We start from the raw sequence: 11,192 nt of genomic DNA, 5'->3' as shown, positions 1-11,192 counted from the left end.
TGTCACGACCGAGAGCGGCAACCGGATTCGACGCCCACCGCCGAGACCCGCCCGCTACTGCTTGTAACTGGACAGGAAGTTGCCGAACCGCTCGATCGCCACCGCGAGGTCCCTCGCCCACGGCAGGGTGACAATCCGCAGATGATCGTGGTCGGGCCAGTTGAATCCCGTGCCCTGGACCATGAGGATCTTCTCCTGCAGGAGCAGGTCCTGCACCAGCTTCTCGTCGTCGTGGATCTCGTACACGTTCGGATCCAGCCGCGGAAACGCATACAGGGCTCCGCGCGGCTTCACGCAGCTGACGCCGGGGATTGCGTTGAGTCGCTCCCACGCGACGTCGCGTTGCTCGAGCAGCCTGCCGCCGGGCAGGATCAGATCAGTGATGCTCTGGTAGCCGCCGAGCGCCACCTGGATCGCGTGCTGGGCAGGGACATTCGGGCACAGACGGGTGGAGGCGAGCAGGTCGACACCCTCGAGGAAACCGGCGGCGTGTTCCTTCGGTCCCGTGATGGTCATCCACCCCGCGCGGTAACCGGCCACCCGGTATGCCTTCGACAATCCGTTGTAGGTCAGGCACAGCAGATCGGGCGCCAGCGTCGCCAGCGAGATGTGCTTGGCGTCGTCGTAGAGGATCTTGTCGTAGATCTCGTCGGCGAGCAGCAGCAGCTGATGCTTGCGCGCGAGCTCGACGAGCTGCGTCAGCACGTCCAGCGAATACACGGCACCCGTCGGATTGTTCGGGTTGATGACGAGCAGCGCCTTCGTGCGTTCGGTGATCTTCGACTCGATGTCGGCGATGTCGGGATTCCAGTCGTTGGACTCGTCGCACAGGTAGTGCACGGGAGTTCCGCCCGCGAGCGACGTCATCGCGGTCCACAGCGGGTAGTCCGGTGCCGGGATCAGCACCTCGTCGCCGTCGTCGACCAGCGCCTGCATCGTCATCGTGATGAGTTCGGAGACGCCGTTGCCCAGGTAGATGTCGTTGATGTCGAGCTTGGGGAATCCCGGCACCAGCTCGTACCGGGTGACGATCGCGCGCCGAGCCGACGCGATGCCCTTGGATTCGGAGTAGCCCTGGGCGTGCGGGAGGGCGGCGATCATGTCCTGGACGATCGTCTCGGGTGCCTCGAAACCGAAGGGGGCGGGGTTGCCGATGTTCAGCTTCAGGATGCGGTGACCCTCCGCCTCCAGCCGTGCGGCATGGGCGTGTACCGGCCCACGGATCTCGTACAGCACGTTCTGCAGCTTCGCCGACTGCTCGAGCGGACGAGTGATGCGGTGGTGAAGGTGGCCTTGCTCTCCGATAGTCACGACGTCCATGGTGCCACCGTTGCACAACCCGATTTCCACCGGATTTTCCGAAACCAGTCGGGTCTGTTGCGACTATCGACAGAAACAGTGCGATACTGACCACTTGTTGACCGTGGCGTCGGGGTGACGTCCGGGTGTGATGTAGGGAGTCAGCGGAAATGGCGCAGGGAACTGTCAAGTGGTTCAACGCGGAAAAGGGTTTCGGATTCATCGAGCAGGACGGTGGCGGACCGGACGTGTTCGTCCACTACTCCGAGATCCAGGGCAACGGGTTCAAGTCCCTCGATGAGGGTGCCCGCGTCGAGTTCGAGATCGGGCAGGGCCAGAAGGGCCCGCAGGCACAGGGTGTCCGCGCGATCTGATTTCGCGCTCCCCGTTCGCGACGGCGGTGCCACGGCTTCATTGCCCGGCACCGCCGTCGTGCTGTCTGTGTGGTCCGTCACTGCCGCCGTGACGGCTCGTCAGGGTGCACTATTCTTCGACACCGATGGGGCTGCGTTCGGGGGTGGGTGCAGTCGGGGTTGCGGACGAGGGCCTGTCGTCGAGGAAGGTCGCGTAGCAGTACGGCTGGAAGTAAGTGGTGGAATTGGCTGTGTCCGGGGCGCCGGCGACGTCGGTGGAGAAGAAGATCGGGTCACGATGGAAGGACCCCAAACGGCATCTGTGGCTCTACGGGCTCGCGGTGCCGCTGAGCCCGTTCATTGCGTGGCTGCTCGTGCACTACCTGCACTTCGGCCTGTTCTGGGCCACCGGGGCGATCATCATCGCCGTGATCGCGCCGCTCGTGGACCTGCTCGTCGATCAGGATCGACGGAACCCCCCCGACGAGGTCATGAAGGCTCTCGAGAATGACAAGTTCTATCGACGCTGCACGTACCTGTATCTGCCGTTGCAGTACGCGGGGTTGATCTTCGGTTGTTGGGCCTGGGTGAACAGCCCGATGGGACCGCTCGAGAAGTTCGCGCTGGCCGCCACGCTCGGCATCGTCGGCGGGGTCGGAATCAATGCCGCCCACGAACTCGGGCACAAGCGGACGAAACTCGAGCGGCGACTCGCCAAGATCGCGCTCGCGCAGTCCTTCTACGGGCACTTCTACGTCGAGCACAATCACGGCCACCACCTGCGCGTGGCGACGCCGGACGATCCGGCGACCGCGCGATTCGGGGAAAGCTACTGGCGTTTCCTGCCCAGAACGGTGTTCGGCAGTCTGCGGTCGGCCTGGACGCACGAGAGTGCCCGCCTGCGCCGGCGCGGACAGTCGCCGTGGAACCCCGTGCACAACAACATCCTCAATGCGTGGGCGATCAGCGTGGTTCTGTTCGCTGGACTCATCGCCGCGTTCGGCTGGCAGATCGCGCCGTGGCTCGTCGTGCAGGCGGTGATGGCCGTGATGTTCCTCGAAGCCGTGAACTATCTCGAACACTACGGACTGCTCCGGGAGAAGCGCCCCGACGGCCGCTACATGCGCGTGGCCGCGCCGCACAGTTGGAACAGCGACCACGTGTGCAGCAATCTGTTCCTCTACAACCTGCAGCGGCACAGCGACCATCACGCCAATCCGATGCGCCGCTACCAGACGCTGCGGAGCATGTCGGACGCCCCGCAGTTGCCCGCCGGCTACGCGGTGCTCGTCGTCACCTCGCTGGTGCCGCCCCTGTGGCGCCGCGTCATGGATCGCCGGGTGCTCGAGCATTACGACCACGATCTGTCACGCATCAACATCGACCCGCGCAAGAAGGCCGACATACTTGCGCGTTACCCCGATGTGACGTAATTCTGGTCACGCGGACGTGTACCGTCCGTAGCGGAGTCGACGGCGGGGGGAAACGTGAGAACTCGGCGGAATGCCGGTGCCGACCACGCGGTCGGTGGCAAGTGGTTCGCGGTGAGCGGTGGACATCGGTGGTGCCGGTCGGCTCGACCCGATTGCACGAGAACTCGAGGTGCGGGTTCCCCTCGGTGACCCGGACGTGGGACGCGACGCCGATGTGCGCCGTCCCACTCGCATGACTATTCTGTAGCGACGCGCAGAGGTAAGCCTGATTTCGCCGGCTCTGTGCGTGTCGCCGTTGCGGGACGCACAGAAGGAGGAGCGTGTCACCGACGTTGCGGCCCGATGCGACGACTGGAGAACACGCCCTAACCGGTGGTTTCCCCCTGTCTGCCGCTCAACGGGGCATCTGGTTCGCCCAGCACCTCCTGGGTGACGTACCCCTCACGATCGCGCAGTACCTCGATGTCTGCGGTCGTTTCGACGCACCCGTGTTCGCGGACGCCGCAGCGGACGCCGCGCGGGAGCTGGGGACCGGCATGCTCCGGCTGTACGAGGACGGTGGCACCCCCTACCAGGTCGTCGACCACACGCTGGAGGACCGCATCACGCTGGTCGACCTGCGCGACGACCCCGACCCCGAGGCCGCGGCGATCGCGTGGATGCGGGCGGAGTGGGGCGGCCCCCTCGACATGCTCCACGATCGGCTGATCGTGTGCGCGGTCCTGCGCGTCGCCGACGAGCGTCACCTGGTCTACACCCGGATCCACCACATCGCCCTCGACGGCTATGGAGCGATGACCTTCGCGAACCGGGCGGCGGAGCGGTACACCGCGGCGATCGACGGTCGCGACCCCGCGGAGTTCGCGGTCAGCGCGCTCCCCGAGATCATCGACGACGAAGCACGCTACCGCTCGTCCACCCGTTTCGATTCCGACCGCGGCTACTGGTCCGAGCGGACCGCGAATCTGCCGCACCCCATCAGTCTTGCCGGACGTGCTGCCCCGGTCGGATCGCATCCGGTCCGGTGGGGCGAGCCGCTGCCCGCCCGCGTGTCCGACGCCGTCGACCTGCTGCTCGCCGCATCGCCCGGTACCACGTTCGCGACCGTCGTCGTCTCCGCGTTCGCCGCGTTCCTGTCGCGGGTGACCGGTGAAGACGACATCGTCCTGAGCCTGCCCGTGTCCGCGAGGACCACCGCGAAACTGCGCAGGTCCGGCGGCATGGTGTCCAATGTCGTCCCCGTCCGTGTCGCCGTCGACGCCGACGGCACCGCCACCGACCTCATGCGACGGGTGCAACTCGAGCTCACCGGTGCGCTGCGTCATCAGCGATACCGCCCCGAGGACATGCGCCGCGATTCCGGCTACGGCAGCACCGCCCGAGGATTCTTCGGGCCGGCCGTGAACATCATGATGTTTCACGGCCGGGTGCGACTCGGCGAGGCGACCGGGCAGTTGCACGTGCTCAGTACCGGCCCGGTCGAGGACCTGTCGCTCAACATCTATCCGAGCGGACCCGACGATCCGGCCGCCATCGACCTCGAAGCCAACCCCAACCTCTACACGAGTGCGGAGTTGCGGTCGCACCGCGCCCGATTCGTCGAATTTCTCGCCGAGTTCGTCTCCGCCGGCGGGACCATCGGCGACCTGGAGGTACTGCACGACGACGAACGCGCCGCGCTGGTCCCGTCCCGCGGCCCGGCCCCGCGTCCGGTTCGGCTGTTGCGGGACATGCTCGCCGAGGGCGTCGCAGCCAACCCGGACGGACCCGCCGTCATCGACGGGCCTCGGGTCCTCTCGTATGGCGAACTCGATGCCCGCTCCGATCTGCTCGCGCAGGTACTGCTCGGCGAAGGCGCAGCCCCGGAAGAATTCGTCGTCCTCGCGATGGATCGCAGTGCGGATGCGCTGATCGCGATGTGGGCGGTCGCGAAGACCGGAGCCGCCTTCGTGCCGATCGATCCGACCCTGCCGACGCAGCGCATCGACTACATGGTGCGTGACTGCGGCGCGCGACTCGGCGTGACCGACGGGGGGCGTGCCGGGTTGCTGCCGACCGGCGTGCACTGGGTCGCGGTGGACGATTCCGCGCCCGAGCAGGGTGCGCCGCCGGCGGGTCGGGCGGCACTGCGACCGGGCAATCCGGCATACATGATCTACACCTCCGGTTCGACCGGCACGCCGAAAGGTGTGGTGGTCACGCATTCCGGCTTGGCCACGTTCGGTGCCGCGGCACGGCCCGAACTGGCGTTGACGCAGCAGTCGCGGATGCTGCGCTTCTCGTCGGCGAGTTTCGACGCCTCGATCTTCGAGATGCTGCAGGCGTTCAGTGCGGGTGCGGCGATGGTGGTGGCGCCGCCCGACACGCTCGGCGGCGACGACCTCGTCCGGTTGCTCCGCCGGCATCGGGTCACCCACATCGTGTCGGCCCCGACCGTCCTGACGACGGTCGATCCGGCCGACCTCGACGACCTGGAGGCCGTGGTTGTCGGCGGCGACGTGTGTACGCCCGACCTCGTCGAGAAATTCGGCCGCACAGCACGTTTCGTCAACAGCTACGGCCCGACCGAAACCACCATCGTGGTCACCGCAGGGAGTCCTCTCGCGCCGGGCGACCGGATCACGATCGGTCGGCCCCTCGACGGGGTGACCGCTGTCGTGCTCGATCGACGGTTGAATCCCGTGCCGGTCGGCTTCGTCGGCGAACTTTATCTCGGCGGACCCGGTCTCGCGCGCGGGTACTGGCGCAGGCCCGGCCAGACCGCAGGCAGATTCGTCGCCAACCCGTACGAGGCCGGTACCCGGCTGTACCGCACGGGTGACGAAGTGCGCTGGACCGACGATCACCGGCTGGATTTCGTCGGCCGGTCCGACTTCCAGGTGAAGATCCGTGGCTTCCGCATCGAACTCGGCGAAATCGACGCCGCCCTCGCCGAACTGGACGGCGTCGACTATGCGGCGACCATCGTCCACGACACCGGACATTCGATCGTTCCGGTGTCCTACGTGCTGATGAAGCCCGGCAGCGCCTTCGATGCCGAATCGCTGCTCGCCGGTGTCGCGACGATGCTCCCGTCGCACATGGTTCCCGGTGCCGTCGTCGAACTCGACGCGGTGCCGGTGACCCCGGCAGGCAAGCTCGATCGCGCCGCGCTACCGGCACCACGGTTCGCCGCCGCAGAATTCCGCGCTCCGGCAACAGAATCCGAGATCCTTCTCGCGCACGTGGCGTCGGGAATGCTCGACGTCGAGCATGTCGGAGCAGACGACTCACTCTTCGCGCTCGGCGCCGACAGCATCATCGCCATGCAGTTCGCGGCACGCGCAAAGGACGTCGGGCTGCACCTGACCGCACGGCAGATCTTCGAGCACAAGACGATTGCGGCCCTCGCCAGGGTCGCGACCGCGGTGCCACACGAGACCCTGCTCGCCGAGTTGGACGGCGGCGGCTCAGGCACCATTCCGCTTCCGCCGATCGCGCACGACATGATGCGCCGCGGAGACTATTCCGGATTCGCGCAGGCCGTTCTCGTGACCGCTCCCGCCGACCTGGTCCTCGACGACCTCGCCGCCGCGCTCGACGCGGTGGTCGCCCGCCACGACATCGTGCGTTCGAGATTCGACGGTGAAACGTGGGAGGTGGCCGCCGAGTCACCGGCAGGCGCGGTACCGATCACCCGAACCGTCGTTTCCCACAGCGACATCGACGATCCAGCTGTGTTGCGCGCGGTCGTGGACGAGGCCTGCGCGCTGGCCGCGCGGCGCCTGGACCCGGCCGCCGGAACGATGCTGCAGTGCGTCTGGTTCGACGCCGGCAGCGGCCACGGGCGTCTGCTGCTCGTCGCGCACCACCTGGTCGTCGACGGGGTGTCCTGGCGGATCCTGCTGCCGGACCTGGCACAGGCGTGGATGCAGATCGTCTCGGCCACCGGCGAGCCGAGCGGTGTCGCCGAGCACACGCCGGTCCTCGCCGAGGTCGGCACGTCGTATCGCCGGTGGGCGCACGCGCTGCACGACGCCGCGCGGGACGGCACCTACGCCGCCGAGACGGATTTCTGGCGGCGCAGCCTCGACGGCGGGGCCGCCCTGCCGGGGGTCGCGCCACTCGATCCCGCGGTCGACACCCTCGCCACCGTCGACCGGGTCCGGGTCGACCTCGATCCCGCCACCACCGCGGCGGTGCTCACCCGACTGCCCGACGTGTTCGGTGCGGGCACCGCGGACGGTCTGGTCACCGCCCTCGCGCTGGCACTCGCACCGTACGGCCGGTCGGTTCCGGTCCTGCTCGAGGGGCACGGCCGCGACCTGGACGGTGCCGACCTGGCCCGCACCGTCGGCTGGTTCACCGGCATCTACCCGGTCCGTCCGACGCTACCCGGACATCTCGACATCGACGACGCGTTGCGCGGCGGCGCGAACGCGGGTGCGGCCGTCAAGGCTGTCAAGGAAGACCTGGCTGCCGTACCGAATCACGGTGCCGGATACGGCATTTTGCGTCATCTGGATACCGCGGCGGGGCCGATCCTGGCAGCGGCGGACACCCCGCAGATCTCGTTCAACTATCTCGGCAGGCTGACCTCGGGACACATCCCCGCCGAGCTCCGCGCGATCGGCTGGGTACCGGACGCCGTCGATCTCGATCCCGGACGCGGGTCGGCGCTCGCCGTCGCCGCGGCGATCGACATCAACGCGATGGTCGTCGACGGACCCGACGGGCCGTATCTGACAGCGACATTCGCGTACCCGCCGCGTGCCGTGCCGGCCGAACTCGTCACCGATCTGGCCGAGACGTGGACCCGCGCGCTCGGTGCCCTCGCCGTCCATGTCGAGCGCCCCGACGCGGGCGGCCTCACACCCTCCGACGTTCCGCTGGTCCGCGTCGACCAGCAGCAGATCGAACGCTGGGAAGCGAACTATCCCGGTGTGCGCGACATCTGGCCGCTGCCACCGCTCCAGACGGGACTGCTGTTCCACGCGCGGCTCGCCGCTGGTTCGCTCGACGTCTACGTCGCGCAATTGACCCTGCATCTGGCCGGGACCGTCGACGTCGACAGGTTGCGGGCCGCGATCGAGGCGGTGGTCGCCCGGCACGCCGGGCTGCGCACCGCATTCGTGTACGACGACACCGGAACCCCAGCGCAACTCGTGCTCGACCACGTGGACTTGCCGTGGCGTGAGGTCGACGCGACCGCGGACGGGCTCACGGAGTTGCTCGACGAAGAGCGGGTTCTGCCGTTCGATCCGGCACACCCGCCGCTGCTGCGGGCCGTCCTGGTGCGGATCGCGCCGGATCGTGCCGTGCTCGTGCTGACCAATCATCATCTCGTTCTCGACGGCTGGTCGATGCCGCTGTTGGTCCGGGAAGTGTTGACGCACTATGTGTCCCACGATGCGCTGCCCGAACCTGCCCGATACCGGGACTATCTGCGCTGGTGGACCGAGCAGGACCGGGACCGGTCGCTCGCGGTGTGGCAGGAGACGCTGTCCGGGATCACCGAACCCACCCTGATCGCGCCGCACGCCGGCGCCGTCCTCGACGAGAACCCGGACCCGGTGGACGTCGCGTTGCCCGCCACGCTGCTCGCCGCGCTCGCCGATCGCCGCGATTCCGACGTCACCGTCAACACCGTGGTGCAGACGGCGTGGGCGCTGCTGTTGTCGCGGCTGCTCGCCCGTCCCGATGTGGTGTTCGGCGCGACCGTCTCGGGCCGCCCCGCAGATCTGCCCGGCGTCGAGAACATGCTCGGCCTGTTCATCAACACGCTGCCGGTCCGGGTGCGGTGGGAGCCCGCCGACACCGTCGCGGAGTTGCTGCGGCGCGTCCAGGACCAGCAGGTGCGGCTGCTGGACCATCATCACGTCGCGCTCGGTGAGATTCAGGACCGGGTCGGCGTCGGCACCCTGTTCGACACCCTGACCGTGTTCGAGTCGTACCCGGTCGACCGCGCCGGTTTCGACGAGACCACCGACCTCGCGGGCATGCGGGTGACCGCGATCGACGCCCGCGACGCGACGCACTATCCGCTCACCGTGATGGCGATCCTCGAACCGCACCTGCGGCTCAGCCTGCGCTACCGCACCGAGCTGTTCACCCGACCCGCCGTCGAACGGATCGCGGCGCGCCTCATCGGCCTGCTCGAGACGTTCATGGCGCATCCCGACATGCACGTCGGGGACATCGACGTGTTCGTCGACGGGGAACGCGACGCGATCGCCCGGTTCGAGCACGGTGAGGTCGTGCCGCTTCTGGCGGTCACCCTCGCCGACCTGCTCGGGGACCAGAGCGCGACGTCCCCGGACGCGCAGGCGGTCGTCGTCGACGGCGGCGACACCCTGACCTACCGGCAGTTCACGGAACGGGTGAACCGGGTGGCACGGTCGTTGATCGCCGACGGGATCGGCCCGGGCGATCTCGTGGCCGTCGCGATCGAGCGGTCGCTGCCGCAGCTCGTCGCGATCCACGCGGTGATCGTGGCCGGTGCCGCGTATGTGCCGATCGACCCCGACCAGCCCGACGGCCGGACCGCGCACATCCTCGACACCGCACGCCCCGTGCGGGTGCTCGACGCCCTGCCTGTCGCCGACGGCTGGTCCGGCGCCACCGTTCGCGATGTCGATCGCCGTGCCCCGCTGCGGCCCGACGACCTCGCGTATGTGCTGTTCACGTCCGGGTCCACCGGACGGCCCAAGGGGGTGGCGATCTCGCATCGTGGGATCGTCAACCGGTTGCTGTGGATGCAGGGGCAGTATCCACTCGACGGCACCGATGTGGTCCTGCAGAAGACTCCGGCGACGTTCGACGTGTCGGTGTGGGAACTGTTCTGGCCGTTACTCTTCGGTGCCACTGTCGTAATCGCCACCCCCGACGGGCATCGGGATCCGCGGTACCTGTCCCGTGTGATCGACGACTACTCGGTCAGCACACTGCATTTCGTCCCGTCCATGCTCGATGTGTTCCTCGCCGACGGCGATCCGGCGCGCTGCGCGAGCGTGCGTCAGGTCTTCACCAGCGGCGAAGCGCTCACCGCGTCGACCGTGACCCGGTTCACCGCGGCCTCGAATGCCCCGCTGCACAACCTGTACGGGCCGACCGAGGCGTCCGTCGATGTCACCGCCCATCGCACGGTCCCCGGCGAGGCGCCCGTCCCGATCGGCACACCGGTGTGGAACACCACTGTTCGCGTACTCGACGAACGGTTGCGTCCCGTCCCGATCGGCATCGACGGCGAGTTGTATCTCGGCGGTGTGCAACTCGCGCGCGGCTACCACCGGGCGCCCGCGCAGACCGCCGGGCGGTTCGTGGCCGACCCGGACGGCTCCGGCAGGCTCTACCGCACCGGCGACCTGGTTCGCCGCCGCGGCGACGGCGCACTCGAATACGTCGGCCGCAGCGACTTTCAGGTCAAGTTGCGCGGGCAGCGCGTCGAACTCGGCGAGATCGAGGCGGTGTTCCTCGACCATCCCACGGTGACGCAGGCCGTCGTCGTGCTGCACCGCGACCCCACCGTCGGGGAGCACCTCGTCGGTTACCTGGTCGGCGATGCCGATGCCGCGCTCGCGTACGCGGCGACCCGGCTGCCCCGGCACATGGTGCCCACCGTCGCCGTCGGGCTCGACGCCCTTCCGGTCACCGCGAACGGCAAGATCGACCGGAAGGCGCTGCCTGCACCGGAATTCGCATCTGCCGAACATGTCGAGCCGGCCACCGGCACCGAGCTCGTCGTGGCCGGGGTGGTCGCCGAGGTGCTGGGGCGCGATCATGTCGGCGCGACCACGAGCTTCTTCGATCTCGGCGGCAACTCGCTCACCGCGACCCGGCTCCTCGCCCGGCTCGACGGCCGATTCGGCACGCGCCTCCAGATCCGCGACCTGTTCGACGATCCGACCGTGGCGGGACTGGCGCGCGTCGTCGACCGGAAGAGGGGCGGGCCGGCGCGCCCGCAGTTGACCGCCCGGCCGAGGCCGGCGCGGGTGCCGTTGTCGCCGGCTCAGGCCCGCATGTGGTTCGTCAACCGGTTCGACCCCACGTCGGGTGCCTACAACGTCGCGGTCGCGCTGCGGTTGACCGGAGCGCTGGACCTCGACGCCCTCGCGGCGGCGGGGGGCGG

General features: G+C 68.4%; 4 protein-coding genes. 3 read left to right on the top strand and 1 reads right to left on the bottom strand.

Features of this window, described 5'->3' with window-relative positions:
• Positions 1–54 precede the first annotated feature (54 nt).
• On the bottom strand, positions 55–1,338 hold the full coding sequence (locus WAX14_RS01710; RefSeq protein ID WP_422626369.1) for a pyridoxal phosphate-dependent aminotransferase: 1,284 nt from the start codon (positions 1,336–1,338) through the stop codon (positions 55–57).
• 131 nt (positions 1,339–1,469) lie between these two features.
• Here WAX14_RS01710 and WAX14_RS01705 point away from each other — a divergent pair, with 131 nt between their 5' ends.
• The 3 genes from WAX14_RS01705 to WAX14_RS01695 all read left to right on the top strand — a co-directional run.
• Entirely contained in the window at positions 1,470–1,673 is a 204-nt protein-coding gene (locus WAX14_RS01705; RefSeq protein ID WP_422626368.1) for a cold-shock protein, read from the top strand.
• A 218-nt stretch (positions 1,674–1,891) separates the two neighbouring features.
• Positions 1,892–3,085: an alkane 1-monooxygenase gene (locus tag WAX14_RS01700; protein WP_422626367.1), complete on the top strand. Its 1,194-nt coding sequence runs from the start codon at positions 1,892–1,894 to the stop codon at positions 3,083–3,085.
• 320 nt (positions 3,086–3,405) lie between these two features.
• A partial coding sequence (locus WAX14_RS01695; RefSeq protein ID WP_422626366.1) for an amino acid adenylation domain-containing protein occupies positions 3,406–11,192 on the top strand: 7,787 nt, incomplete at its 3' end.

Origin of the sequence: Rhodococcus sp. (in: high G+C Gram-positive bacteria), from assembly GCF_049299235.1 — a bacterium.
Classification (GTDB): domain Bacteria; phylum Actinomycetota; class Actinomycetes; order Mycobacteriales; family Mycobacteriaceae; genus Rhodococcus.
The sequence above is the reverse complement of the archived record's forward strand: the minus strand, read 5'-3'. Positions and strand labels throughout refer to the sequence as shown.

Coding starts and splice junctions, on each gene's coding strand:
- WAX14_RS01705 (WP_422626368.1), top strand. CDS start 1,470: ATGGCGCAGGGAACTGTCAAGTGGTTCAACGCGGAAAAGGGTTTCGGA.